The following is a 26,325-nucleotide window of genomic DNA, read 5'->3' as shown; positions in this document are numbered from 1 at the left end:
AGGATCACATCCCCAGCACCAGGCGGTCATCCAGGGCATCGCCCTTGGTTTTGAACATGCGGATGACATCTTCGGCGGTCAGTGAGGCTTTTTCCTGACCCCGGATGTCTTCGACTATGGTACCTTCATGCATCATGATGAGACGGTTGCCATATTTCAGGGCGTGCTGCATATTGTGCGTTACCATGAGGCTGGTGAGCTTTTCTTCCCGAATAAGATCATCCGTGACTTTCATGATGAGCTCTGACGTTTTGGGATCCAACGCCGCAGTGTGCTCATCCAGGAGCAGCAGTTTCGGGCGCTTCATGATCGCCATGTACAGCGCTACAGCCTGGCGCTGGCCGCCTGAGAGCAAGCCGATCCGTGTATTCAGCTTGTCCTCCAGTCCCAGTCCAAGGCTCTTCAGATGGTCCCGGTAATCCTGGACGCGTTTCAGATCGATGGCCCGCTTCAGGCTGAAGCTGGATCCTTTGGCGTCGGCCAGGGAAAGGTTCTCCAGCAATGTCATATTTGGTGAGACGGACAGCCGGGGATCCTGATGGACTCGACCGATGAAAGGGGCTCGCTGATGCGCCTTAAGTCCGGTGATGTCCCGGCCCTCGAGGAGAATCTCGCCCTCATCGGGCAGGTATGCTCCGGAGATTAAGTTGAGCAGGGTTGATTTGCCGGCGCCGTTGGAGCCCAGCAGAGTGATGAAATCCCCCTGTCGGACGGTCAGGTTCAGGCTTCGGATGACTTTATTCTCCAGGGGTGTCTGGGGATTAAACGTGAGTGACAGCTCTCTGAGGTTGAGCACTCTCATCAACTCCTTTCACCCGTGAGGCTTTTTTTGCGCGATGCCGGAACTGGAAGGACCCATAGGAGGATCCCATGGCGATGATGACTGCTACGGCTGTAGCCAGCTTAAAGTCGTTGGGATCAAGGCCGAAACGAAGTACGACAACCAGGATGGCTTTATACAGGATAGCTCCGATAATGGCAATGGTGCTCATGGCCAGATCCAGGCGCTTTAGCAGCGCGGTGCCGATGATGACTGCGGCCAGGGCAGTGACAGCACTTCCGGTTCCCATGCCGACATCGGCGAAGCCCTGGTACTGGGCTGTCAGGGCACCGGACAGGCCAACCAGAAAGTTAGCCAGGGCCAGTCCCAGAATTTTGATGGCATGGCTATCAGCGGCCAGGGATGTCAGGATCTCTTCATTGTCACCTACGGCTCGCAGGAAAAAACCGGTGCGTGTCTTGAAAAATACTTCAAAGCCCAGCCGGATCACGAGGACCACGCTGCATAGGAGCAGCAGCGGAGCCAGATTTGTACCAGCCACTTTCAGTTCGGGCAGATCAAAAACGCTGGCCGAATTGAAGAGCGGAATATTGGATTTTCCCATAATGCGAAGATTCACCGAGTAGAGGCCGAACATCACGAGGATTCCCGCCATCAGACCGTTGATTTTCAGTTTGGTATGGATCAGACCGGTGATGGAGCCGCCCAGGGCTCCGGCCGCCGCCGCGGTCAAAGTGGCAATCCACGGATTTACGCCGTTCATCAGTAGCAGTCCGGCCACGGCTCCACCCAGAGGATACGTTCCATCCATGGACAGATCCGCGAAGTTCATGATCTTATAGGTAATGTAGATGCCCATGACCGAGATGGCGAAGAGCAGTCCCTGTTCCAGGATACTGATGAGGATGTTCATGATTGGGCACCCTCCCTTGCCGGGGCATAAGCCGGCAACACCAGTCCCGGTGACGTGGCTGTACTCTTAGTGATGAGCCGCTGGAGTTCGCTATTGTTGCTGCAGGTGCCCGCGAAGTACTCTCCGGTGAGGTGCTGCAGGATTATGTTCCTTATTTTTACCATACTACCGTCCTCCTGTTCTTCCTGTCCATCATGTTCCGGATATGGACACCGGTTTTCTTGAGACCGGGACAGTCGACTCGACGGTTGCCCCGGCTTCTTCAGAAGGCAGGAATCCAGCCGGATTCCTGCCAAAGTTTCTTTGATGGATATTAGGGTTAGTCTGCCTCCAGGTGCTGAGCTGGATGACCGAGCGACCTATTTTAAATCTGTCACTTTCTTTGCGTTCTCCAGGATCTCCTGGGGGAAGGTGACGCCAAGGGTCGAAGCCGCTTCCTCGTTGATGACAATGAGCGGGTTCTTCATCGTAGAAATGGGCAGTTCCTGGGGTTTCTTGCCCTGAATGAGCTGGACTGCCATCGATCCGGTTTCCTTGCCCAGCTGGTAGTAATCCAGACCGGCGGAGATCAGCCCTCCGGCTTTGACACCGGCATCTTCTGCGCAGAAGACGGGCACTTTCTGATCATTGGCCATTTTTACAATGAGAGAATAGGCGGATGCCACCGTGTTGTCCGTGGGCGTGTAGAGCACATCGATTTCTTCCAGGGCGGTGGGCAGAACACTGCTCACGTCATTCAGGCTGGTGACGCCGACTTCCCGGATTGTCAGGCCCTTGCCGGCAGCGGCTTCCTTGAGCAGCTTGACCTGAAGGATGGAGTTGGCCTCTGACGTGTTGTAAATAACGCCAATCGTCTTGGCCTGCGGGAGTACTTTGGCCAGAATGTCCAGCTGCGGACCGATGGGCACCCCATCGGAAGTCCCGGTGACATTTGTTTCAGATTTTTCAAAGGATTTGGCGATTCCGGCATCTACCGGATCGGTCACGGCTGTGATAATGACGGGGATTTCTTTTGTTGCATTGTAGGATGCCTGCGCACTGGGCGTGGCGATCGCGAAGATCAGATCTTTCTTCGAATTGACAAAATCCTGGGAGATTGCCAGCGCCGTGGGCTGCTCGCCCTGAGCGTTCTTGTACTCTACTTTAATATTTTTTCCATCCTCATAACCGGCTTCCTTCAGCGCATCCAGAAATCCCTGTCTTGATGCGTCCAGAGCTGCATGGACCATAAACTGATTGATGCCGATACTGGTCACCTCTGATGTGCTCTTCTGGCACCCGACCATGCCTACCGTTGCAGCCACCAGGCCTGCTGCGAGGATCTTTTTTGCTACCATACTACCGTCCTCCTGAACTTTCGTTCGTTATTAAATTTTGATAATGACATGATTATACCTATCAAATTATTGGATTGCAAATTATGGTTGAGGAAGCATGACAGATTATTATATTACTCTGGTATTTACTGATGAGTATTTTTAAATAGATAATGAAGGAACTGGCACCCGATTTAATGAATCGTCATTTATGTCGAGAATGTAAACAACTACAAGTTCATTCTCTTAAATTGCATAAAAATGCAGGAGCCCATGGGCTCCTGCAAGGATTGATGATTCAGAAAGGGTTAATGGTTCAGACTGGCAAAGGTGCGATGACCGATGCCGATGGCAAACTCATTGAGATGTAGCAGTCCGATGCTGACGTAGATACAGACCGCGATATCGTTGCCGAGTCGGATCAGTCCGATTTTGCCGCCGACATTCAGATTGTTCGAGCGCTCGAGGATTTGGAACAGCGCGTCCCGGGTAGCTCCCATGACTGCCCCTTCCGAAGCGTAGTCCTGCTCAATCAGGCCGGCGCGACGGGATGCAACCAACGCACTTTCCATGATCTTGGGCAGACTGTTGGCGATATTCCCGCCGATGTTCACCGCGGCTGCCCGGCCGCCCATCTCTTCAATTCTGCGGATCATATCCTTTTCTTCTTCACGGGTCGTTAAAGAGAGCCGTACGGCCTCGCGGGGGATTTCCAGACTTGAAATCATGTTTCCACCTCGTTGTTGTTGATATAATTCCATATTACCATACCGGCAAGCACATCATACTTAAAAACGCTCTATGGCGGCCAAATCATCAGTCGCTGGAAACAACAAAAACAAAGGACGGAAAACCAGTGTCTAAATTCAAAGGGCCGGGAACCAGTTTTGGACTTCAGAAGATGGGAAATCAGCGAGCAGATCAGCTTGAACTCCAAGAAATGAAGATCCTTTGAATAATATTGAAATGGCATAATGGCCACTTCAAAACAATGGTACCATTGGATTAGAGTTACTTCAGACAATCAGATTACCGGGAACGGAGGGAATCGATCGCTTTGATTCCGTTTATGATGAAACAAAGGAGTGCACTATGTCAAAATTTGATGCCATCAGACAAGAAATTATAGCTCATGAGGACAATCAAACTTTTACCGGCAGAGGGATTGAGCCGCTGTTTCAGGCCTCGGAGAATGCCCGCATTGCCATCGTAGGCCAGGCTCCCGGACGAAAGGCGGAAGAATCCGGCATGGTCTGGAATGATTTAAGCGGAGATCGTCTGCGGGAGTGGATGGGGCTGTCTCGGGAAGTCTTCTATGAGTCAGACCGAATTGCTCATATTCCCATGGATTTCTATTATCCGGGAAAGGGGAAATCAGGCGATCTGCCGCCGCGCAAAGGATTTGCCGAAGCATGGCACCCGCAGCTGTTGGAGGCTATGCCCGAGCTTGAAACCTTGATCCTCATCGGTAACTATGCGCAAAGATACTATCTGGGAGGGCGAAGGGAGAAAAACCTGACCGATACGGTCAGGAACTTTCAGCATTATTTGCCGGATTATTTTCCGCTCGTTCATCCCTCTCCCTTAAATGTCGGATGGTTTCAACGGAATCCCTGGTTCAACCGTGATGTAATCCCGGTATTGAGGGATATGGTTCAAAAATCACTCAACCGTTAATTTGACATAATTTTAAGTCCACATACTGATTGGCAGACATCAATCGGAGGGTATGACCAATATACCAATAATCCCATCCGATGGATCGAATGGAGCGGTTGGATCGGATGGATCGAATATTAAGTCAGCATTGCGCGATGGATAAGGTGCCTTTATTCAACTTCTCCGGAATCGAAAAAGACAAACCAGACTGATCAGCTTTCAGTCTGGTTTTGCCATTTGACTCGCGATGCAGGGGTACTAGAGCAAGTCTTTCAGGGAATCAATCTGATGAATGGTAATGGTTCTGGCATCAAACTCAATTAGTCCATCCTGGCGCATTTTGTTTAACTCACGGGAAAGGGAGGAACGCTGGATTCCCATTTTTTCGGCTAATTCTTTCTTGCTCGATGGCAGGTGGATGGTCAGGGTGTCCTGATGATAGGATTCATAAATAAGAAATTCAGACAGGATTTGCCGAATGGATTTCACGGAAGACTTAAGCCGGTCAGACAGAATAAGGGTTTTGCCTGACAGAGATTCCAGCAGGTTCTGGAGAAATATCCGGCTGCGTTGGCAACAATCCAGGATTGCTCCGGCTTTGATCTGTACAAGCTCCGTATTGCTGGTGGCAAACACCGTCATGGGATAGTGATTCTTCGTGGAAAAAAGCAGGTTTTCACCCAGAATCTCTCCGGTGCAGAATTGATTGATGGTCAGTATTTTCCCGTCATAATCGATCTTTTGGATTGTCACGGTTCCCTTCAGGATGATATCCAATGTCTCGCACAGTTCATTCTGAAGGTAAATGACGGAACCTTTCTGGTACTTCCGGATCACGGGATGATCCTTAAAAAAATCAATGATGTCTTCTTCCGGGATATTTTGAAACAGATCCGTGCTTTTTAGCAGCTGAATGGTTTTTGAGTTCATGTATTTTGTATTCATGATGTTCCTTTCCGTTTAATGTGAGACTTGTCTGCTGGGCCTGCGGTGCTTTCTTGAGCTTATTCTCTCAGTATAATCCATTTTCTCTTCGGAAAAGTTACCAAGGTAACTGAAGGAGACCCTTCAACGATTATATATTGAAGAGGTAGTTCGCTTGAACTGGTAGGAGGAAATCATGACTGACATTATAAAAAAATTTAAGAACAAAGGGAAACTGGTCCTGGCCCCTCTTCTGATTTTGGGAGTATTGACGGCAGTTGCTGTGTTTAACCGAACCCAGAATCAGGGGACGGCGCTGGTTTACGCAGAAGATGGACTGTTTCTGGAAGCTTCCGGTACGGTTGAAAGCAATGCGATAGAGATCTCCAGTGAAGTTGCCGGGACATTGGCGGAAAGCTTCGTTCAAGAGGGAAGTCGCATCAAAGAGGGAGAGCCTGTTGCCAGAATCAGCAACACCACGATTACCAATCAGTACAACCAGGCGATTTTGAATGCCAAGCTGGCTAAAACCAGCCTGGAAGGGTTGAAAGTCAATCTGGCCAACATCGAAATCCAGCAGCAAGCCGCAGTCGAACAGGCTGAAAATTCCTATCTGGCAGGAAAAGCCGAATATGAGAAGATCAAGGACGGAATCAGTCCGGAGGAAATCACTCAGGCTCAGGAAACGCTGAATCAGGCGAAACTCAACCGAGACTACCTGAAACAGGCCCTGGATGACGCCAAAGACCAACTGGATGACCATAGAATCGATCAAAGTAAATATGATGAGATTGAAAAGAATTACAATATGGCAAAAGCTCAGTACAGCGCCGTCTCAGCTCAGCTGAAATTGCTTAAATCCCAGCCGTCGGATTTGAATCTGGAGGTTGCGCGGTATCGGATGCTTCAGGCGAAGTCAGGCTGGGATCTGGCCGTCTCCAATGCCAGGACCCAGACCAGTCAGGTCAGCGGTGAGATAGAAATCGCCAGGATCCGTCTGGAACAGTATGAAAGTGCGGTCCGCCTGACGGAAGCGGAGCGGTCCAAACTGACCATTTATTCTCCGCTGAGCGGAACGGTCAACGATGTTGCGGTCAAGGCTGGTGAATTTGTTCCGCTGGGCAAGCCGCTGGTTCGAATCAGTGATCCGGCGAATTTATCAATCAAAGCGTATGTCTCCGAGGCGAATATTTCCAAAGTAATGGTCGGTCAGACGGTTGAGATCCATACGGATTCTGATGACACAAAGAGCTATGCGGGAATCGTGTCCGTGATCAGTGACCAGGCGGAATTTACTCCGAAGAATATCCAGACGAAAGAAGAGCGAATGAACACGGTGTTTGCAGTCAAGGTCCGAGCGCTGGAGGGCCCGGGAATTATCAAGCCGGGCATGCCGGTCGATCTGCGGTTCAAACTGAATGAATAGTCAAAGGATCAAGTCCGGTGAAACAACAGAAAGGATCCCGCCGTCGATCCCTGTCACGGGATCGACAGACCAGTCGGGGATCATCGTCAGGGGACTCACCCGGTTCTTTGGCGGCGTAAGGGCTGTTGACGATTTGAGTTTTTCAGTTCGGGCCCACACGATTTTTGGTCTGGTAGGACCCGATGGTGCGGGGAAGACAACCACCATGCGGATGCTGTGTTCACTCATCGACCCGACCGGAGGGAGTGCATTGATTCACGGTCTGGATATCAGGTCAGATCGTCGAAGGATCCGTCAGCTGATGGGTTACATGCCTCAGCGGTTCAGCCTGTACGGGGATCTGACCGTGTTGGAGAATCTGGAGTTTTATTCGGATATATATCAGATTCCACCGGATATTCGAAAAAAACGGATCGGCGAATTGCTGGAATTCAGCAATCTGAGCGATCATGTCGGCAAACTGGCGGATCAGCTGTCAGGGGGCATGAAACAGAAGCTCGCGCTGTCCTGCAATCTGATTCACGCTCCCCGGTATTTATTTCTGGATGAGCCCACCATCGGGGTGGATCCGGTAGCCCGGAGAGAACTGTGGAAAATCCTCTTTGATCTGCGGGATCAGGGGACAACAATCTTTGTCAGCACGCCTTATATGGACGAAGCAGAACGCTGTGATGAAATCGGTCTGATGGATCAGGGCCGCATCATCCTCCAGGGACCGCCTCGGCAGATCATCCGTCATTTCTCCAAGCAGATTATGGGGGTTTATTCCAAAGACAATCATCTGGTTCGGGAGGCGATGACCCATTCGGATTATGCCGAGGACGCTTACATGCTGGGAGACGCGCTCCACATTGTCACCACTCAGCCGTCTGCCCTGTCGAAGGACCTGGACGAGCTTTCCTTCATGTATTCCCTGGAACTGACGAAGCAGCTGACCCAGCCATCCCTCGAGGATGTGTTTGTCCATCTGGTCAAAACCAATCGGGAGGTGATGTAAATGGAACAAGTTCTTGCTCAGGCACCCACCCGGGTCAAGTTAGAGCCGACGGATGCCTCCGCCATTGAAGTCATGAATTTAAAGAAAGCGTTTGGTTCTTTCGTGGCAGTGAACGGGATCAGCTTCAAGGTGAGAAAAGGCGAGGTATTCGGATTTCTGGGTCCCAACGGATCCGGCAAAACCACGGTGATTCGCATGATACTCGGATTGCTTACTCCCACTTCGGGTCAAGGCAGGGTTCTGGGTCTGGATGTGGGAACCGACAGCCGCAGGCTTCGGGACAAAGTCGGCTATATGTCCCAGAAGTTCAGTTTGTACGAAGAGCTGACAGTGACCGAGAATCTGGACTTTTATGCCGGAATATACGATCTTTCCAAGGAAAGGCGGGATCAGAAAAAACGAGAGATTTTGAACCTGGCCGGAATGACCGGCAAGGAAAACACCATTGTTTCCAATCTTTCGGGAGGCTGGAAGCAACGCCTTGCGCTGGGCTGTTCGATTATCCATGATCCCCAGATCCTGCTGCTGGATGAACCTACTGGCGGAGTGGATCCCATTGCCAGACGACAGTTTTGGGATATCATCTATGAGCTGTCAAAGGCCGGAGTTACAATACTGGTGACCACTCACTACATGGATGAAGCCGAGCATTGCAATACCATCGGTTTTCTGTATTATGGCAATATTCTGGCCATGGATGCTCCCAAACAGCTGAAGGAAACCGCCATCGACGGAACGATCCTGGAAATCCGCGCGGATCAGACCCTCAAAGCAATCGAGTGCCTCAATCAGCACCCCCTGGTGAAGAACGCTTCAGTTTATGGGTCCGGCATTCATGTCTTGGTTGATCCGGAAACTGATCCCGACGAGGTGATGAAGTTTCTGGCGGATCAGCGGATCCGTGTGGAACGTCTCCGGGTTGCCGCTCCGTCACTGGAAGATGTCTTTGTTTATTTAGTGGAGCGCGAACGCGGCAAGACAAAACAGCTCAACCGGCTGAAACCAGCAATCAAAGCAACAGGAGCAGAGCAATGACTTTTAATTTCAAACGAATCCTGGCCATTATCCGGAAAGAATTTGCCCAGATCAAACGGGATAAACGAACCATAGCCATCATCATCATGATGCCTGTCATGGAACTGCTCTTGTTTGGTTATGCGGCATCCACCAGTGTTGATCACATTCCGGCTGTAATTCTGAACTACGACATCGGAGCGGAGAGCACCCAGCTGCTGGATGATTTGACGAATTCGCAGTATTTCGATTTTACGTATGCCGCCCGGAATATGGAAGAACTCCGTCAGGAAATCGATGACGGCAATGCCAAAGCGGGCTTTGTCATCCCGGCTGATTTCTCCCGGGAGATCAAAGGCGGAGGAACTGCCCAGGTACAGCTCATCGTTGATGGGACGGACCCGACCACTGCCCAAACGATATTATCCAGTGCCGCAGGGGTGTTCCAGGCTCATTCCGCGAACATTATGCAGGAGGTTCTGAACGCGCCCATACCACAGCCGCTGGACCTGAGAAGCCGCGTCTGGTATAACCCTCAGATGAGCAGCATCCGGTTCAACATTCCGGGCCTCATTGGGGTGATCCTCCAGACGGTCACATTGATGCTGACATCATTTTCCATTGTCAGGGAACGAGAGCGGGGTACCATGGAACAGCTTATTGTCACGCCTATTACCAATATGGAGCTGATGATCGGAAAAATCGTGCCGTATGTGGTGATTGGATTTGTCGACATCGTTCTGGCTCTGGCGTTGTCTGTTTTCTGGTTCCGGGTGCCCATAGCCGGAAGTATTCCGCTCCTGCTGTTTTTTTCAATCATCTTTCTGTTTGGAGCCCTGGGCATGGGTCTGCTTATTTCCATCGTGTCCAAAAGTCAGCTTCAGGCCATGCAGCTGTCCATGTTCATGATCATGCCCAATCTGCTCCTGTCAGGGTATATGTTCCCGAGAGAAGCAATGCCTGATCTGATTTACCGGATCAGCACCGTCCTGCCGCTGACCTACTTCATCAATGTCCTGCGGGGTATTATTTTAAAAGGGAATGGACTGATGGAATTGTCCGCTGAGTTAATGATCCTGACTGCCTTTGGCATTGGATTTCTGCTTCTGGCCACCCTGAAATTTAAAAAGACCATCGAATAAACAGCGGGATGCAAGGAGGAACTTCTCTTAGATTCAAGATCTGACTGATTTTGGGATGGATCGGATCGATCAGCCGGAATCAGATGAATGAAAACTGCAAGCTGAGAAAATCCCATCTTTCCCTGGACACGCCAGGGAGATGGGATTTTTGCAAGGCGGTTATTCTTGCATTACGGCACTTCGTACCGCTGCCTCACAATCCAATGAATTCGTTGGATTGGTCATTCGAACCCTGAGACCATCTTCAAAGAGTGGTTTCAGGGTTCTTCATCCTCTCGGATTTACAGATCGGTCATTCTCCGGTGCAATGAAAAAACCTCATATCACCAAGTTTGGTGATATGAGGTATCGGTTATGCTTCTTATTTATTAGGCTTAATTTATCTGACAGGATTTAGAATTTACCGGTGAAGCGATTGATGAGGATATTGAATAGATCTGGCTGGTCGATGAAGTTGAGGTGGCCTGCGTCAGGAATGATCGCCAGGCGGGCATCCGGGATCGCCAGTTGATAAGCTCTCATTGTTTCAACGGTAATTTCATCGTTATCGCCAGAAATCAGCAGGACTGGAATGTTAAGGCTGCCTAGCTGGGGGGTAAGATCAAAATCTCGCAGATCTCCGGTCAATTTAATCTCACTCGGCCCCTGTAATTTTCCGTATACCTCATAATTTGCAGTTGCCATCATTTCTCCGACAATTCGAGGCAGAGGTCTGGCCCGACAGCCAAAGACCTTGTAATACTCGAGAATTGCTCCCTCATACTCTTCGCCAAAATTGTTCTCCTGTTCAAGTCGGTCAATGGTATGCCGGACAGTTTCAGGGAGTCGAGACATATTTTTGCGGACATCCTCTGTAAAAGCCTGAGCGCTTAAGAAAGGGGAATTGAGGATCAGGGCAGTGACTTCAGCTGGTTTCTTATCCAGCACATACTTTGTGGTCAACCCACCACCCCAAGAAAATCCCATGAGTATTACCTTCTCCAGATCAAGTGATTTGATGACTTGCATCAGTTCCTCAACGAAATAATCCACAGTATAATCTTCTAAACTGTTCGCTTTTTCGGATCTCAAACTGCCAAGCTGGTCGTAAAGATACACTGGACGATTCTCTGACAAGCCTTCACCGGGCTCCAGGATTGAGCAGAAACCAGGTCCTCCGTGAACCACCAGGAGCGGTGTCCCAGGTTTTTCTTTGCCGAACACACCATACCAGATATTCTTGCCTTGGACATTGATCAAGCCTTCTTCCAAAATACTTCCCTCCTTCAGGACATTACTTTGAATCATGCTGTATACAATTAGTCAGATATACGGTGAAAAAAATATTGAAACGGCTTTCTGAATGAATTGTCAGCCTTCACCTTCTTTCAATCACCTGTCTGACTCGAACGTCACAGGGCATCAGGTTACGGGAAGATCCTCCGATTCAGTGCGGTTATCAATTGGCTTCAAAAATCATTTCCTGGTCGTCAAAGTTCCATAAATTAAGACAGATGCGAATTGAAGGGTCCGAATTTCAGCTTCATTATAACACAATGGATGAGTGGCAAGCGCCTTTAAGAGGGGTTCAAACTGGAATCATACTTCAGTATAAATTTATTGATTTGCTCTCGCCCTCCTGTATATCGAACCGCACTCATGGCTGATTCAAAGCCCAGTCAGGATGAACCGGTATAATCCGGTAAACTGGGAGTGTTTGGATAGTTAAGGAATTAATCTATCGGTAATCATCGAACATCAGGAAATTGGCGTTTGAAGGAATTTTTGCCTCTGCGATACAGGTCGGGACATGGACTACTCTTGAACATTGAGAGATTTTGTCAGCGGGCTTCCCAATGATCCAGCACCTTTGCTAGTCATGCTATTGATGTTAAATCCAATCTGGCAATTTCCATAGTGCATGCGGCTCATTTTAAGGCTTTTGGTAACAGGCCAAATTATCGGGCTGATTCCCCGTTCAGAACGAGAGGCTGGGGAAAACGGTCATAATAAATCGCATTCAATTGATTCTGATAAAATCCTTCTATTATTCAAGAATTCAGGATAAAATGGAATCAAACTTTATGAATCCGTTTACAGGCGTATTTTCGACTTGCCGGGATTCTCCTAATAAACGTGAATGACATTGCAGAATCAAAGAATGGTGAAGGAATAAAGCCAGCGAAGAATTGGCAGTGAGCAGAGGGAGCTCATAGAAAGGCAACTGGTCATGACCAGCTGAAGCTGATGTCAATTAGTGGCAACTGAGGTCAATCCGGTGAAGCGGCTGAGAAAATCTTATATAGGTTAAGGGAGGGATTTTTATTGAAACGGGTGGAAACTATTTGTGGCTACTGTGGCTGCGGCTGCGGGATTTATGTCAATGTCGCGGACGATGATACCGTGCTGGGCATTACGCCGAGCTATAATCATGTGGTCAGCCAGGGCAGGCTTTGCTCCAAGGGGTGGCATGGCTACGCGTTTGTCCGGGATTCCCGCCGCCTGGCGTCTCCTTTAATCCGTCAGGCGGACGGATCATTCCGGGAAGCCAGCTGGGAGGAAGCGCTGGATAAAGTGGCGACAGGCCTGAAATCTGCCATGGGGCACGGAGATAACACGGACCGTATCGGCCTGATTTCTTCCGCTCGCTGCACCAATGAAGAAAATTTCCTGATGGCCAAACTGGCCCGGGCCGGGTTAAAGACGAGCAGCATCGACCATTGTGCCCGTCTCTGACACAGCCCCACAGTAGAAGGTCTTTCTACATCTTTTGGCACCGGTGGTGCCACCAATCCAATGGATGACATTTCGGATGCCGATCTGATCCTGGTGATTGGCTCCAACACCACGGAACAGCATCCTCTGGTCAGTACTCGAATCTTTGAAGCGTTGGACCGTGGAGCTAAGGAAACACTGATTATTTGAGGTTAACGTTTCCCAGTTCGGTCATTATGTTGTTTTTTTGCTCATGGGTGCACAAAAATGCTGGATTTTAGTGCGATTTCAGCCCGTTTTGTGGGCTAACCCCCAATTTTGGGCGCACTTATCCCATGCAGAATTCTTTCGTTCGTTTTGCACGAATACAATTCAACAAATTGGCGCTGGCAAACAAGATGTTGAATCTATTCAAATTTTTGCTGATCCCCCGATAAACTACTTTGGCATAACCAAAGAACCGTTTGACGATCAAAAATGGGTGCTCCACTTTGCTTCGAATGGATGATTTGCGTTGTTCAATTGCCCGGTCCCACTGGATCCCGGGATAGTTCTTATTGGTCTTGATCTTGGAAGGGCGAACATTGCTGCGAAATTCAATAGTAGATAAGTGCGGATCCTCGGTGAATTCTTTTCTTGACTCGACTCCATTATAGCCGGAATCTCCGTAAGCTACTTCATCATCGGGACGAATCAGTTTGTGTGTCTCGTTTATGTCATGGACATTGGCCGCAGTCCCTGTGACTGTATGGACATACCCACTGCCGGCGCAAACTCCGGTATGAACCTTCATCCCAAAGTACCACTGATTGCCTTTCTTTGTCTGGTGCATCTCAGGGTCTCGTTCTCCCGTCTGGTTCTTGGTAGAACTGGGGGCTGCAATAATGGTGGCATCCACGATGGTGCCGCCATGCATCATTAGTCCGGCAGATTCCAAGCGTCTGGTGACATCATGAAAGATCTTCTCCCCCAAGAGATGGCTTTCCATTAAATGGCGAAAGTGAAGAAGCGTGGTTGCGTCAGGCACTTGCTGCGAGATGAAGTCCAGCCGCATGAATTTGCGCATGGCATAACTGTCATAGATGGCGTCTTCCATTGCAACATCGGAGAGGTTAAACCAATTTTGCATCAGGTACATCCGAAGCATTGTTTCAATTTCGATGGGCTTTCTGCCGCGTTTTCCCTGAGGATAGTAGGGGCGAATCATCTCGACCCAATCTTTCCAGGGAATGATAGTTTCCATAGAATCAAGAAACTCTTCTCTCTTTGTAGTCTTGCGGCGATGTGCGTATTCAAAATCACTGAAAGTCTGCTGCTTCATAAGAAAAACCTCGCTGGTAACGTAATACTTAAATTATATCGTGAGAGCGTTCCTCAGAGTTACAGACAACAGAATTAATCAGCGTTTCCCTAAGCTGTATGTGGTCGATCCCCGCAAAATCCGGCTGACAGATTTTGCCCATGGGTACGCGCCCATTGAGCCGGGAACGAACCTGCCCATGATCAATGCCATGATTCATACCATCCTCAGGGAACAGCTCACCGATGAAGAATTTATCAGAACCCGGACAGAAAACTATGAAGAAATGAAGGAGTCGGTGGCGGAGTGTACGCCGGAATGGGCGGAATCCATTTCCCGGGTGCCGGCTGATACGATCCGCGAGTTTGCCCGGAAATATGCAGCGGCGGATAAGGCGATGATTCTCTTCACCATGGGGGTAACTCAGCAGACGACGGCCGTCAAAAGCATCCGTGCCCTGGCGAATCTCGCCATGATCACCGGGCATGTCGGGCGACCATCAACGGGAATTAATCCTTTGCGCGGCCAGAATAATGTTCAGGGAGCGGGGGATATGGGCGCTCTGCCGGATTTCCTGCCGGGTTACCAGCGTCCGGAGTGGCCGGCAACGAAAGAGCGCTTTTCCAGAATCTGGGGAGACTTTTCCTGCCTGAGAGGCAATAACATCATTCAAATGTTCAACCTCATCGATGAAGGCATAATGAACGCCGTCTACGTCGTTGGGGAAAACCCTGTGCTTTCCGACCCCGACCAGACCCATACCATCCATTGTCTGGAAAAGGTGCCATTCCTGGTGGTACAGGATATCTTTCTGACGGAAACCGCTCAGTTTGCCGATGTGGTTCTGCCCGCCGCCAGTTTTCTGGAGCGGGAAGGAACCTATACCAATACCGACCGCAGGGTGCAGATGATTCATGAAGTAATACATCCCATCGGCAATTCCAGGCCGGACTGGCAGATCATGATTGAAATTATGAAGCGGATCGGAATGGAGGTGGATTACCAGAATCCATCCGATATCATGGATGAAATTAACATCGCGACGGATATCTACGGCGGAATTACCCACGATCGAATCCGAGAAGTCGGCATTCAGTGGCCCTGTCCGGACCCGACCCATCCCGGAACTCCGATTCTGCATGTCGGAGAGTTCAAGCGGGGCAAAGGGCTGTTTACCGTCAATGATTTTGAATTCCTGGGCGATCAGCGCAGCGAGGAATATCCGTTCCTGCTGACCACGGGAAGAGTCACCCATCAATATCATACCGGCACCATGACCCGGAAAGTCTGGACGCTGGCACTGGAATATCCCGAAGGCTTTGTGGAAATCAATACCAAGGATGCTAAAGATCTTGGCATCAGGGACCACCAGCGGGTTCGAATTACATCAGCCCGCGGCAGCATTGTCGCACCAGCGATGGTAACGGACCGCATCAATGAGAAGACCCTGTTTGTCCCGTTCCATTTTGCTGAATCCCCAGCCAATCGGCTGACGGGTCAGAATCTTGACCCGATTATCAATATTCCGGCCCTGAAAGTTTCAGCCGTACGAATTGAGGTGGAATAATGGAAAAAACGAAATTGTACACTTTGGACTCCGCCCGCCTGGATGAGGTGCTGAATCGATGGAATCAGTCCAGTACCGTGTATGTTCCGACGGGCAAAGGCAGGGACATTCAACTGAAGCCCCTGGGGCAGGGAGAACGGACGGAAGACTATATCAATCTGACGCTTCCGGTGAAGGAAATGGTGTTTCAGCAGAAGGAAGGATTATTCCAGTGGCAGCGCAAGGAAGGCACCATCCAGGTGGAGGGACTGGCCCACCAGCATTCGAAAAACCGAATTCTTTACGGGGTCAGGGCCTGTGATACGTATGGCATTGCATACACCGACCGTTTTTTCCTGCGGGAATTTCCGGACCCGAACTATGGATCCCGGCGGGCCGACACAGCGATCGTTGCCGTGAACTGTCTTCGGGCTGGAAAACACTGCTTCTGCACGTCTGTCGGCACCGGTGTCTTTTCCACCCTAGGGCATGATCTGGCCTTCACGCCGATGGAGTCCTTCTATCTGGTTGAAGTGAGAACGCCGAAGGGGGAGGAGCTCATTGAGGCTGCGGCAGCGTGCTTCCAGGAAGTCGATGAAAAGATCCTGGAAGCGAAAGACGCCCTGCAAAAAACAGTCGAGGACCGTTTCCCGCTGAAGATGGATCTGACCAATCTGTGGGAGGACATGGCCAGGACCTTTGATGCCGATTTCTGGCTTGACGAAGCCAACGCCTGCATCGGCTGCACGGGTTGTACCAATGTATGCCCCACCTGTACCTGCTTTAACGTTGTGGAAGAAAAGATTGATGAAGAGCAGGGACGGCGGGTCCGGTACTGGGATTCCTGCCAGAGCGCTCATTTCACGCGGAACGCGGAGTATCATAATCCCCGGGATGCAGTATCCCGGGTCCGCTACCGGATATATGACAAGCTGAAGTACATTGAGGAACGGTTTGGCTTTAAAGGCTGTTCGGGCTGCGGCCGCTGTACGGATGTCTGTCCGACTTATATCAGCATTATTGATATCATCGGATCGATCCAGAAAACAGCCCGGGAAAATCCTCAGGCCCCGGCTGTTCACCAGACAACCAAGCTGCGCCATGAGATCATGGATCGCGAAATCAAATCCCAAAACGGTCTGTTTACCCCGGATGTGGCGACCATTACCCGGGTCAGGCAGGAGACACCGGACATTAAGCGTCTGTTCATGAAGTATGAGGATCCGGAGATGCATCGGCATTACGAGCACAAAGGGCAGTTCTTCCAGGTCACCGTATTCGGCGAAGGAGAGGTTCCGCTGTCCATTCCTTTTGGACCGGATCAGACCGATGAACTGGTCTTTGACTTCAAGAATGTCGGTTCCGTGACGGATACTCTCTTTAAAATGAAGGAAGGCGATATTGTCGGCCTGCGCGGACCCTACGGCAGGGCGTTCCCCTATGAGTCCCTGAAAGGGCGGAATCTGATTTTCATCGGGTCCGGCGTAGCCATGGCACCCCTTCGGACGGTCATCGAACCGGTCATGAAGCACGCAGAGGAATTCCGACAGATCTATGTGATGGCCAGTGCCCTTCAGTATGAAAAGCTGCTGTACAAGGATGAAATGAAGGAGTGGGCCAAAGTCCCGAACCTGACCGTCCTGTATGCCATCAAGGAACCAACGGATCAGGTCGCAGCCTACAAGGGTTACGTCAATGACCTGCTGCCTGGTCTGGATCTGGACTGGGCCAGTACCACGGCCCTGGTCTGTGCCTCGCCGGAACGGATTAAAAAAGTTGCCCGGGACCTGATGGATCTGGGGATGAAGCCGGATGAAATCCTGGTAACTCTGGAAACCCATATGCGGTGCGGTGCCGGAAAATGCGGCCATTGCAAAGTGGACTCCCATTACATGTGCGTGGATGGCCCGGTGTTCACCTACCAGGAAATGATGGCACTGCCGCCAGAATATTGATTCTGTTCGAACTGAAGACACGGCTGGTTCTCCAGGGAACCAGCCGTGTCTTCAGTTGCAAGGTTGTGTCTGAGTCAACCTCTGACTCAGACGAGAGGCCTGCATCATACAGAACAGTCGAAATTTTCTGACTCTGTTCGGGACAGGATGCAGGGGCTGACCATGCCAGTCACCCAGCCTGACTGCAGAGCCCGTTTGACTGACATTGCAGGATTCCCAATAGATACTGTCCGTCATGATGAATGAAACATTACAATGACCTGAAAGAACTCAAAGCAACCCCTCTCAGCCAGCAGGAAGTTCATCTAAAGACTGTCGCCGAAATCCTCCTTGAACTTGGCCACCAGGCGCTGCTGCCAGTCAGACACAGGCTTCAGCTTGCCGAAGAAGAAGCGCAAAACCTTGGGTTCCTCGTAGAAGGATAAACCGCCGATCAGGCTTCGATTCTCATAGAGCCAGTGGATTCGGTCGATGGCATACTTGAGTTGAGACAGAGTGTAGACTCGCCGGGGGATTGCCAGACGAAGCAGTTCCATGGAAGAGAGTGTTTCGGTGCCGTCCTCGCCTCGTTGTTCGGATAGGGTACCGCGCTCCATTCCACGGATGCCGCTCACCAGATAGAGGGCAGAGGCCAATGCGCCGGCCGGGTACTGCTGCTGCGGAATATGCGATACGAAACGCATGGCATCCAGGTGACAGCCGAGGCCGCCGGCCGGCGTGACGACGGGAATTCCGCGCCGGGCGAGTTCATCTGCCATGTAAGCAATGAACTGCGGTCCCTGATTGATCATATCCAGATCCATGGTCTCATCCAGACCAACGGTCATGGCTTCCATTTCCCGAACAGACATGCCGCCATAGGTCAGGAATCCTTCATACAGCGGAATCAGTTCCTGAAATTTTCGGTAAGTTTGCTCATCCCGGATCACAATGCCGCCGCCGCGGGCAAAACTGAGCTTTCTGGCTGAGAAGTAGATGATGTCACAAAGATCGGAAATTCGGCGGGTGATCTCCGCGATGCTCAGATTCTGGCACTGCTCCTCCCTGATTTTCATGAAATAGAGGTTGTCGGACAGCAGGCTGGCATCCAGAACCAGCGGGATACTTTGACTCCGACAAATATCACGAACCTGAGCAAGGTTCTCCAGAGAGAAGGGCTGTCCCCCAATCAGGTTGGTCCCCGCTTCCATTCGGACAAAAGCGATTTTTTCCGGCCCGTTGTGTTCGATCAGGCGGTTGAGTTTCGAAAGATCCAGATTGCCTTTAAAGGGGTGGCTGCTTTCCACTTTTATTCCCTCATCGGTAAAGATCTCCTCGACAACTCCGCCGTTGAGCAGAATGTGCGCCTTAGTGGTAGTGAAGTGATAGTTCATGGGAACGATGCTGCCTGGAGTCACCATGACTTTGGAAATGATGTTTTCACAGGCCCGACCCTGATGAGCCGGCAGGAAGTAGTCCATGCCGAAGATCTCTTTGATTTTTTGCTCCAGCTTGAAGTAGGTTTCGCTGCCGGCATAGCTGTCGTCTGCCATCAGCATCGCAGCCTGCTGGCGATCGCTCATGGCGTTGACCCCGCTGTCGGTCAGCATATCCAGGAAGACATCCCGGTTTCTGAGCAGGAAGGTATTGTTGCCGGCTTCGGTCATGGCAAGGAATCGCTGATCCACATCCGGCAGATAGAGTTTCTGGATAATCCGGACCTTGTGCATCTCCAATGGAATTTGTTCACCGCTGAAAAATCTGACTTCTGACATGTACTGTTCACTCCTCATCTGTTCGTATGATTATTGTTTCGCATGATTGTCTGTGCGCACGATTGTCTGATTGAATCGTTCATTGTTCGCATAAATATTTAGTTAATATTATTTGATGGTAGTACTCGAAATCAAAAGAGCCGTCCTTTGAAACAGTTAAGTTTCAAAGGACGGCTCTTATAATCCGTGGTACCACCTTTCTTCATCCGGATCCGGCGGATCCAAACCTCAGCCGGAATACTCAGGTCACACAGACCAAAGATACCCGACAAGCCCTGTAACGGTGGCTGTTCCGAATCTGCCTACTGCAAGAGGGGATAAGAATCCCGCCTTATTTTGGAGAATCGCTCCCGAGTGTATTCAAATCGACGGTCCTGCACCTTTCACCATCCGGTTGCTCTCTGTTAGGCTGGGTCGATTTTACTGGTCTCGTTCATAGCGCTGCATAATTTACATAATCATACAAACAAGAGTGATGAAAGTCAACGGTTTTTTTCAGGAAATTTCCGGATGATTGATCGCAAACGTTGACCAGACAGACAAGGCGCGTATCGATGCATTGGCAAGGCGGTTCAGGCTAAGCTGTTCAGGTAGTAAAGACAATGGGCTGGATGTATGATGAAGGTGTAATCACCAAGAAGGAAATCGATGCGGGATATTTGTGCAAAGTAGAGCATACGGATGATACTGATCAAACTGGTGAGTACTCCGCTATATAAAGAGATCACGGTGAGAAACCTCAACACAGTTCGAAAGATCGGGCAGCTGATGAAGGAAAGGCAGCGGTTCACTAAGGCATCGTGTGAAATTTCAGAGGGGAGCCATTACTAAGCCCGCAGAGAATACTAGGTAAAACCGGTGTGTTTCCGCTCTGATTCTGAGTTTGTGTGACCTGAGTTATTTTGAACAGGGTATTTTTATCAAATATAAGAAAAAGAACCGAAATATAAAAATACTAATAATACTGGGAAAGGTATGATAATAAATTCATCATATTTGACTCCATCTTATCGAAGATCTAATATTAAATATCAAAACAATAATGTGATTCAATTATTTGAGATGAGCCTATCATTCAGAGAAATAATGGATGGAAAAAGTAAACAGCCATGGATGTCATGTCAGCCGATTTGGAGTCGACTGAATACGGCCGGCTGACCCGGACGTAGTGCCGGTTTTTTCGTTTTTCCGGAAAATTTGGAAACGTCACACGAGTGATGGAGAAAAACAGCCGAGGCGATAAAACCAGCTTTTATCACCAACTGAACTGTGCAGGTTCAGAAGCAGAGTCGGGGCAATATTTCCATTTTCATTTCGTTCGCTGTATTTTTGCGCAGTTGCTGGAACAAAACATGACCATTGTGGCCGGCTGGTACATAGTGAACTGGAGGTGTCCATATGATTGGAGGATTTTTCCGCAAAAACGGTAAGTCATTGCCAAGTGTCGTTCACATCACCATCGCCCGCTATTCCCCGGCATTGCCGAAACCGGGGGAGACCCTGAAATTTCTGATTTCCATCCATGTGGAAGGCTCGGGCGTTACCTGGCAGCGGAATGTCACGGTGGATCGGGAAACGGAGAACAGGCTGCTCGATCTGACGGAGGCGTTGTACCAATGGAGCCTGAACGCGCAGCTGACGAGGGAGACAGCCCGGGCTTGTGCCAGAGAATTGGGCGGACTGCTGTATCAGCAATTTATCGGGGAGCGGGGGCGAACGATCCTGGAAGGGCTTCATCCTACGGCGATTTTGCTGGATGTGGATGAAACCATTCAAAACCTGCCCTGGGAACTGATCGGACCCGGCGGAAACCCGCTGAGCCTGGAAATTCCCTTTGGCCGACTGGTATCGACCCGGGAAATCCTGCGGCCCAATCGAGATCCTTTGTCGGAGGATTCCTGCCTGCGCATTCTGGCAGTGGCTGATACCAGCGGGGATCTGGCATCCGGGCAGAGAGAGCTCGACGTCCTGAAGAACCTGGAGGGAGAACGCCTGGGCTTTCGGATCAAGGTGGATGTCCTGGCGGCCGAATCGGCCACCCTGGCTGAGTTCAGGCGCCGGATCGCGCCGGGGACCTACGATATCCTGCATTTTTCGGGTCATGGCAGTTTTGACCGGCAGGCACCGCAGCGCAGCGGATTGAAATTTTATGACGGCCTGTTAACTGCCGATGAGATCCTGAAGCTGGAATGGACCGCTCCGCCTTACTTTGTTTTCACCAGCGCCTGTGAGTCTGGCCGGACTTCCGGCGGGCGGCGGCTGGTCAGCCGGAAAAAACACTCCAGCGGCCTGGCTGCGGCCTTCATCGCAGCCGGGGCGTCGGCCTGTGCGGGCTACTATTGGCCGGTATCGGATACCGGCGCGGGAATCTTCTGCGAAATGTTCTACAATAATCTGTTTGAGCGGGAAAACGTTGGCCTGGCATTCCAGGAGGCACGACGCCGGACCCTCTGGGAACTTGAGGAAACAGGCGATCTGACAGGCAACAGCGCCATTCTGTTTGGCGATGCCGCCTCCAGTGACCGGCGCGACCTCTACACCATGTCCAAGTAAGGAGGCGAGGTCCCATGTCACACCATCAGATCCTTGATGTCCATTGCCATCTGTTCAATGGCGTCTATGCGTTGACTGAGCTGACTGCGGCCAGCTGGAACATCCTGAAGGGAACCTACCCGCAGGCTCCTCCGCAAGCCAGGGGAGCGCCGCGTTCTTTCCTGAGTCTGGAGGGGATCGGTGAATTTGCTGCCTATGCCGCCAGATTGCTGGAGGCAGCGCTGTCTGACTGTGAGGGCAATTACACAACTCAGCTGGACAGTCTGGCCGGATCTGCCCTGGCGGGCAGGGAACTGCTCTGCGCTCCCCTGATGATGGATATCTATTACGCGCTGGACAACAACGGCCGGGGAATGGACAGTCCCGAGGAAGCCCGTCTGCTCCCGGTAACCGGACAGCTCTTCACCGTTCAGGAGAAGGAACGGGCAGACTTTGCTCAGCATCTGGACCAGGTGCGGGATCTTGTCGCCAGGGAGCTGATCCGGATGAATCAGGGTGAGAAATTTCCGCAGGAGACTCGTGCAGACCCAATCGATCAGCTGGATCGGGAAATTGAAGCACTTCGCGAGCGCTGGCTCGGAATCCGGGAGGCTGTGCCCAAGGACAACGCTGACGGAATGGGGCTCTCCCCGGGCTATCAGGACCATATGGAAGCACTGGAACAGCTGGCCCGGTCCAGACCGGGATCCGTCTTCCCCTTTCTGGCCATAGATCCCAGACGACCGGGAATACAGCACCTGCTGGAACTCAAGCTCGCCGAGGGGCGAGGGATTTTTCGGGGAGTCAAGCTCTATCCGCCGCTGGGCTATCTGCCGACCCATCCGGCCCTGGAACCGGTCTATACCTATTGCCAGCGGTATGATATTCCCATCACCGTGCATTGCTCCCTGGGCGGCTTTGAGAATTTGCGGCGACAGAATCTGGTGGAGAGCTGGACCGCTCAGCCCCACTGGGAAAGCTTCACGAAAGTCCGCAAGACAAAGAGCCGGTATTATGCAAATCCACAGAACTGGCGGCCGGTACTGGAACGCTTTCCCGGACTGAGGCTTAATTTTGCGCATCTGGGCGGTTCCCGGGCCAATTCAGCCGGCGCGATCAATGAGACCTGGTTTGACACCATTTTGAGTATGATGAGTGAATATCCCAATATCTATGCCGACCTGGCCTATGTCGCCAGTCCAAAGCGCCAGGCTCAGACCCTGGCCCGGATTAAGGAAAACGATCTTCTGATGCAGCGGGTCATGTTCGGCACGGACTTCATCATGCTGGCCATGGATCGCGAGCTGGGCGGCCTGGTCCGATATTTTACGAACTATGCTGGTATTGAGGAAGATCTCCTGTTCAATAATGCCCGTCGGTTTTTAAAGCTGGAAGATTCCTGATCTGGATCTTGCCTTCTGTGACTCCTGGTGGTGTGGTTCCTGACCTGCAGAGCATCTCAAATATTGCCGGAATAACAATGTACCTGATCCTGATCCGAATAGAGTAATGCGGGCGCTTCCCGGGGCAATGTCAGAAAAATCAGGGCCAGCTGCCTTTTACTTCACCGCACTGCTTCAACGAGCCTCATCCCGACGAAGGAGGGGAGGAACAGGAAGGGATCTGACAGGATCACGTTCATCAGAAGGGCTTTCTGCCTGGCAGTGGTGAGTCTGTGGCTTGGACTGCTGACTTCGCCGCTCTGTCTGGCAGAAGTCCGTTCAGTCAACCCATCGGGATCGAACTTCGGGAAAATTCAGGTGAAGATTCAGCGTCCCGATTTACATATCCGGAATAATTTCCAATGGGAAATTACAGGCAAGGAAGCGGTCATTACCGGCTATACCGGGGAGTCGACGGAACTCGATATTCCGGCCAGTGTAACCGAGGGATCCATTGCCTATCCGGTCACCGCCATCGGCAGCAAAGCCTTCGCGGACCGGACCGATCTGACGAGAGTCGGGATCCCGGATGATATCCGCGTCATTGGGTCTTATGCCTTTGCCGGCTGCTCCGGTCTTTTGGAAGTGGCTCTTCCCAGGCGGCTGGAGCAGATCGGATCCTATGCTTTTGCTGACTGCCAACAGCTTGAGACAGTGGATATTCCGGCCGGGGTCAGAACCATAGGGATTGACGCCTTTGCCTACTGCGAAAGGCTGCGGGAGGCCTGGTTTCTGGGGGCTATGCCAGAGATCACCAGAGAGCGGGTGAACTGGAACCCGGTACTCCACGCAATGACTCCGGCTTCCTTGATCATTGACCGCCTGGGCGATCCGGTGGACTGGGCAGCCGTGTTCAAGAATAAATTGACAGAGAGCGACTTGTTTCGCATCTATTTCGCCGCGGGTTCCACCGGCTGGATTCCATCGAAAAACATCCGGCCGTTTTATCGGGTGACTTATGATCTCAATGGAGGAACCGGCATCCTGCCCGAGGACGCCGGACGTTATCAGGAGGGCAGTCAGGTCCAGGTTCTGGAGCCGGCCGGACTTTTGGAGAAACCGGAGCAGCAGTTTTCCGGTTGGAATACTCGGCCTGACGGCAGCGGCACAGACTATCCCCCAGGCAGTTCCTTACCTGTGGCTCAGGAATCGGCCGTACTGTACGCCCGATGGATTCCGGCGGTTCTTGCCGCGGTTATCCGCCTGATCTTTGACCCGAATGGCGGAACCGGATCCATCCATTCTTCCATCGATGCCAGGGCCGGCCAGATTATTCTGCTCCCAGCGCAGGGAGAGCTGACGAGGCCAGGTTACCGTTTGAAGGATGGAACAGTTCACCCGATGGCACAGGGCTCACCTTGCCGGATGACCCCTTCGAACTGACCGAATCGTTCTCGGAGCTGGCAGCGAACGGAGCACTCCGGCTTTATGCCGGCTGGGTGCCCCTGGAATACAGCATCATCACCTTGCCGGATTCCGTCAAGGCTGATGAGCCCTTCAGTCTGAGGGCAGTCCTGAAGTCCGGGGATCAACCGGTCCCAGGCAGAGAACTTCTGTTCAAGGTCGGCGGAAATCTTGCCGGCAAGGCGGAAACGGACAGTTCCGGCCAGGCTGCGGTCAGCGGCCTTCGGGTTTCCGGCGCCGGAACCTATCCGGTGGAAGTTTTTTATCTGGCTGATGGACAGGAGCGAGGCAAAGGCCGGGCGGAACTGGTCATCCAGGCTGCGGCGGCTTTCCCGCTGGGACTGGTGGCAGCAGTTATCGCGCTGGCGATGGGCGGGGTGGTGCTGATGGCAGTGAAACGATCTCCTCGTCCCCCCGAACCTGATCATAAGAAGCCTGCCAGTGATCAGCCGGATAAAGCCGAGTCGGACAAAGCCAAGCCGGACCAGGTAGAATCGGATCAACATCTCCCGATTTCAGGACTTCCGGGCCGGTTTCTGCAGGTTGATATTCCGGCCGATGGCCTTCGCAACACCCCAAACCCTCTGACTTTGGGTCTGGCGAAGGAAACTACTGAATTCAGAGAATCCCTGAGCATTCTGAAACAGCTCGCCCCAAGTGGGGCAGAGTCGGTTTGAGCTGAACTTCAAGGTGACTGCGCCGGGTTATGAACAGATGTATGGCCACGCCGCTTATGAATCCGGCAATTACCCGATGACACTGCACCTGACCGGAGAGTTTGAACCAATTCGCTTCGATCTGGTCCCCCAGCTACTGGGAGAACAGGCCATCGAGGTGGAAGTTTATTATCAAGGCAGTCGGGTGGATTACAGCATTTCCTCACCGAACGTGGTGACGCCTGAACAGCTGGCAGCCGCTTCTCCGGGAAAAGCTGCCCAAATCAGGCTGGAGTCTGCTCCGGATCATTTGAAGGATCTGCTTGCGGTTGCCAAAGAACAGCCGAAAGCACTGGTGATTCGAACGATTCAGGTGGATTATCAAAGCCAGGCCAATCAAATCATCTATCAAATATACTCCGGAGAAACGGCCGACCCCCTGGTCTTTCCGATCCGGCTGCCCAACGATCCGGAAGAAATGTATGCCAGAATCCGAGTCTTTACCGAATATCTCGACGAGATCGTACCAGTGGAGGAAGCGCCTGCGGTAGACTGGGAGAATATTTACCTGAACCTGGTGTTTCGGGCTCAGAATCTTTACAGACTGCTTGTTCCCGAGGATATGGCCAGGGTCATTGAAACCTGGGCGGAAGGATCGGTTCTTGTCATCTCAAGCAACGAACAGTGGATCCCCTGGGAGGTATTTCATGACGGGTCGGATTACTGGGGCCGTAAGTTCATTCTGGGTCGCTATCCCCGGAAGGCCGATCATGGTCAGGTCCCGCGACGGGACAGGCCGCAGGGTGGTCAGGAGTTCATCAGTCGGATCACCAACGTCATCGGCGGCCATTTCTGAGACGACACCACCGC

The 26,325-nt window shown here is 51.5% G+C and carries 22 protein-coding genes and 1 other annotated feature; of the genes, 14 read left to right on the top strand and 8 right to left on the bottom strand.

Going from position 1 to position 26,325, the window contains the following annotated elements:
• Positions 1-4: 4 nt before the first annotated feature.
• From P6M73_RS13540 to P6M73_RS13525, 4 genes are all read right to left on the bottom strand, one after another.
• Positions 5-796 carry an ABC transporter ATP-binding protein gene (locus P6M73_RS13540; protein ID WP_489666507.1) on the bottom strand — a complete coding sequence of 264 codons (792 nt, stop codon included), beginning with the start codon at positions 794-796 and terminating at the stop codon, positions 5-7.
• Positions 762-1,694: an ABC transporter permease gene (locus P6M73_RS13535; protein WP_277853560.1), complete on the bottom strand. Its 933-nt coding sequence runs from the start codon at positions 1,692-1,694 to the stop codon at positions 762-764. Before P6M73_RS13535 ends, P6M73_RS13540 begins: the two co-directional genes overlap by 35 nt.
• Before the next feature lie 359 nt (positions 1,695-2,053).
• On the bottom strand, positions 2,054-3,031 hold the full coding sequence (locus tag P6M73_RS13530; RefSeq protein WP_277853559.1) for an ABC transporter substrate-binding protein: 978 nt from the start codon (positions 3,029-3,031) through the stop codon (positions 2,054-2,056).
• Positions 3,032-3,318: 287 nt separating this feature from the next.
• Positions 3,319-3,738 (bottom strand): HutP family protein, encoded by a 420-nt coding sequence (locus P6M73_RS13525; protein ID WP_277853558.1) that lies wholly within the window; start codon positions 3,736-3,738, stop codon positions 3,319-3,321.
• 364 nt (positions 3,739-4,102) lie between these two features.
• Here P6M73_RS13525 and P6M73_RS13520 point away from each other — a divergent pair, with 364 nt between their 5' ends.
• Complete coding sequence (locus P6M73_RS13520; RefSeq protein WP_277853557.1) at positions 4,103-4,687, top strand: uracil-DNA glycosylase family protein; 585 nt, start codon at positions 4,103-4,105, stop codon at positions 4,685-4,687.
• A 240-nt stretch (positions 4,688-4,927) separates the two neighbouring features.
• Here P6M73_RS13520 and P6M73_RS13515 read toward each other — a convergent pair whose 3' ends face one another.
• Positions 4,928-5,614: a Crp/Fnr family transcriptional regulator gene (locus P6M73_RS13515; protein ID WP_277853556.1), complete on the bottom strand. Its 687-nt coding sequence runs from the start codon at positions 5,612-5,614 to the stop codon at positions 4,928-4,930.
• A 175-nt stretch (positions 5,615-5,789) separates the two neighbouring features.
• Here P6M73_RS13515 and P6M73_RS13510 point away from each other — a divergent pair, with 175 nt between their 5' ends.
• The 4 genes from P6M73_RS13510 to P6M73_RS13495 are packed head-to-tail and all read left to right on the top strand — an operon-like array spanning position 5,790 to position 10,172.
• Positions 5,790-7,019 (top strand): HlyD family secretion protein, encoded by a 1,230-nt coding sequence (locus tag P6M73_RS13510; protein WP_277853555.1) that lies wholly within the window; start codon positions 5,790-5,792, stop codon positions 7,017-7,019.
• Complete coding sequence (locus tag P6M73_RS13505) at positions 7,012-8,016, top strand: ABC transporter ATP-binding protein (protein ID WP_277853554.1); 1,005 nt, start codon at positions 7,012-7,014, stop codon at positions 8,014-8,016. Before P6M73_RS13510 ends, P6M73_RS13505 begins: the two co-directional genes overlap by 8 nt.
• On the top strand, positions 8,017-9,051 hold the full coding sequence (locus P6M73_RS13500; protein WP_277853553.1) for an ABC transporter ATP-binding protein: 1,035 nt from the start codon (positions 8,017-8,019) through the stop codon (positions 9,049-9,051).
• Complete coding sequence (locus P6M73_RS13495) at positions 9,048-10,172, top strand: ABC transporter permease (protein ID WP_277853552.1); 1,125 nt, start codon at positions 9,048-9,050, stop codon at positions 10,170-10,172. The genes P6M73_RS13500 and P6M73_RS13495 overlap by 4 nt, the downstream gene beginning before the upstream one ends.
• A 393-nt stretch (positions 10,173-10,565) precedes the next feature.
• Here the strand turns inward: P6M73_RS13495 and P6M73_RS13490 are convergent, their stop codons facing one another.
• Complete coding sequence (locus P6M73_RS13490; RefSeq protein ID WP_277853551.1) at positions 10,566-11,423, bottom strand: proline iminopeptidase-family hydrolase; 858 nt, start codon at positions 11,421-11,423, stop codon at positions 10,566-10,568.
• Between the two features lie 1,062 nt (positions 11,424-12,485).
• Between P6M73_RS13490 and P6M73_RS13485 the strand changes: the two genes are divergently transcribed.
• Positions 12,486-12,887 carry a molybdopterin-dependent oxidoreductase gene (locus P6M73_RS13485; protein WP_277855781.1) on the top strand — a complete coding sequence of 134 codons (402 nt, stop codon included), beginning with the start codon at positions 12,486-12,488 and terminating at the stop codon, positions 12,885-12,887.
• Between the two features lie 60 nt (positions 12,888-12,947).
• Entirely contained in the window at positions 12,948-13,076 is a 129-nt protein-coding gene (locus tag P6M73_RS13480) for a hypothetical protein (RefSeq protein WP_277853550.1), read from the top strand.
• Positions 13,077-13,194: 118 nt separating this feature from the next.
• Here the strand turns inward: P6M73_RS13480 and P6M73_RS13475 are convergent, their stop codons facing one another.
• Positions 13,195-14,187, bottom strand: a complete 993-nt coding sequence (locus P6M73_RS13475; protein WP_277853549.1) for an IS5 family transposase — start codon at positions 14,185-14,187, stop codon at positions 13,195-13,197.
• A 100-nt stretch (positions 14,188-14,287) separates the two neighbouring features.
• On the opposite strand from P6M73_RS13475, the gene P6M73_RS13470 reads away from it, so the two are divergent.
• Both P6M73_RS13470 and P6M73_RS13465 read left to right on the top strand, forming a co-directional pair.
• On the top strand, positions 14,288-15,733 hold the full coding sequence (locus P6M73_RS13470) for a molybdopterin oxidoreductase family protein (RefSeq protein ID WP_277853548.1): 1,446 nt from the start codon (positions 14,288-14,290) through the stop codon (positions 15,731-15,733).
• Entirely contained in the window at positions 15,733-17,667 is a 1,935-nt protein-coding gene (locus P6M73_RS13465) for a 4Fe-4S dicluster domain-containing protein (RefSeq protein WP_277853547.1), read from the top strand. The genes P6M73_RS13470 and P6M73_RS13465 overlap by 1 nt, the downstream gene beginning before the upstream one ends.
• A 305-nt stretch (positions 17,668-17,972) precedes the next feature.
• Here the strand turns inward: P6M73_RS13465 and P6M73_RS13460 are convergent, their stop codons facing one another.
• Positions 17,973-19,421 (bottom strand): tryptophanase, encoded by a 1,449-nt coding sequence (locus P6M73_RS13460; protein ID WP_277853546.1) that lies wholly within the window; start codon positions 19,419-19,421, stop codon positions 17,973-17,975.
• Between the two features lie 163 nt (positions 19,422-19,584).
• Positions 19,585-19,867, bottom strand: a binding site (T-box leader).
• A 952-nt stretch (positions 19,868-20,819) separates the two neighbouring features.
• Between P6M73_RS13460 and P6M73_RS13455 the strand changes: the two genes are divergently transcribed.
• The 5 genes from P6M73_RS13455 to P6M73_RS13435 all read left to right on the top strand — a co-directional run bounded on the left by P6M73_RS13455 (position 20,820) and on the right by P6M73_RS13435 (position 26,311).
• Positions 20,820-21,974, top strand: a complete 1,155-nt coding sequence (locus tag P6M73_RS13455; RefSeq protein ID WP_277853545.1) for a CHAT domain-containing protein — start codon at positions 20,820-20,822, stop codon at positions 21,972-21,974.
• 14 nt (positions 21,975-21,988) lie between these two features.
• Positions 21,989-23,356: an amidohydrolase family protein gene (locus tag P6M73_RS13450; protein WP_277853544.1), complete on the top strand. Its 1,368-nt coding sequence runs from the start codon at positions 21,989-21,991 to the stop codon at positions 23,354-23,356.
• A 357-nt stretch (positions 23,357-23,713) separates the two neighbouring features.
• Positions 23,714-24,778, top strand: coding sequence for a leucine-rich repeat protein (locus P6M73_RS13445; RefSeq protein ID WP_277853543.1), 1,065 nt, complete (start codon positions 23,714-23,716; stop codon positions 24,776-24,778).
• Complete coding sequence (locus P6M73_RS13440; RefSeq protein ID WP_277853542.1) at positions 24,754-25,476, top strand: Ig-like domain-containing protein; 723 nt, start codon at positions 24,754-24,756, stop codon at positions 25,474-25,476. The genes P6M73_RS13445 and P6M73_RS13440 overlap by 25 nt, the downstream gene beginning before the upstream one ends.
• A complete protein-coding gene (locus tag P6M73_RS13435) occupies positions 25,457-26,311 on the top strand; it encodes a hypothetical protein (RefSeq protein WP_277853541.1) in 855 nt (284 codons plus the stop codon). The genes P6M73_RS13440 and P6M73_RS13435 overlap by 20 nt, the downstream gene beginning before the upstream one ends.
• Positions 26,312-26,325: the final 14 nt, after the last annotated feature.

The sequence above is a fragment of the Anaerococcoides asporogena genome (genome assembly GCF_029590275.1).
Taxonomy (GTDB): domain Bacteria; phylum Bacillota; class Clostridia; order Clostridiales; family Clostridiaceae; genus JG1575.
Note: the sequence above shows the minus strand (reverse complement) of the source record. Positions and strands in the feature narration are given on the sequence as shown.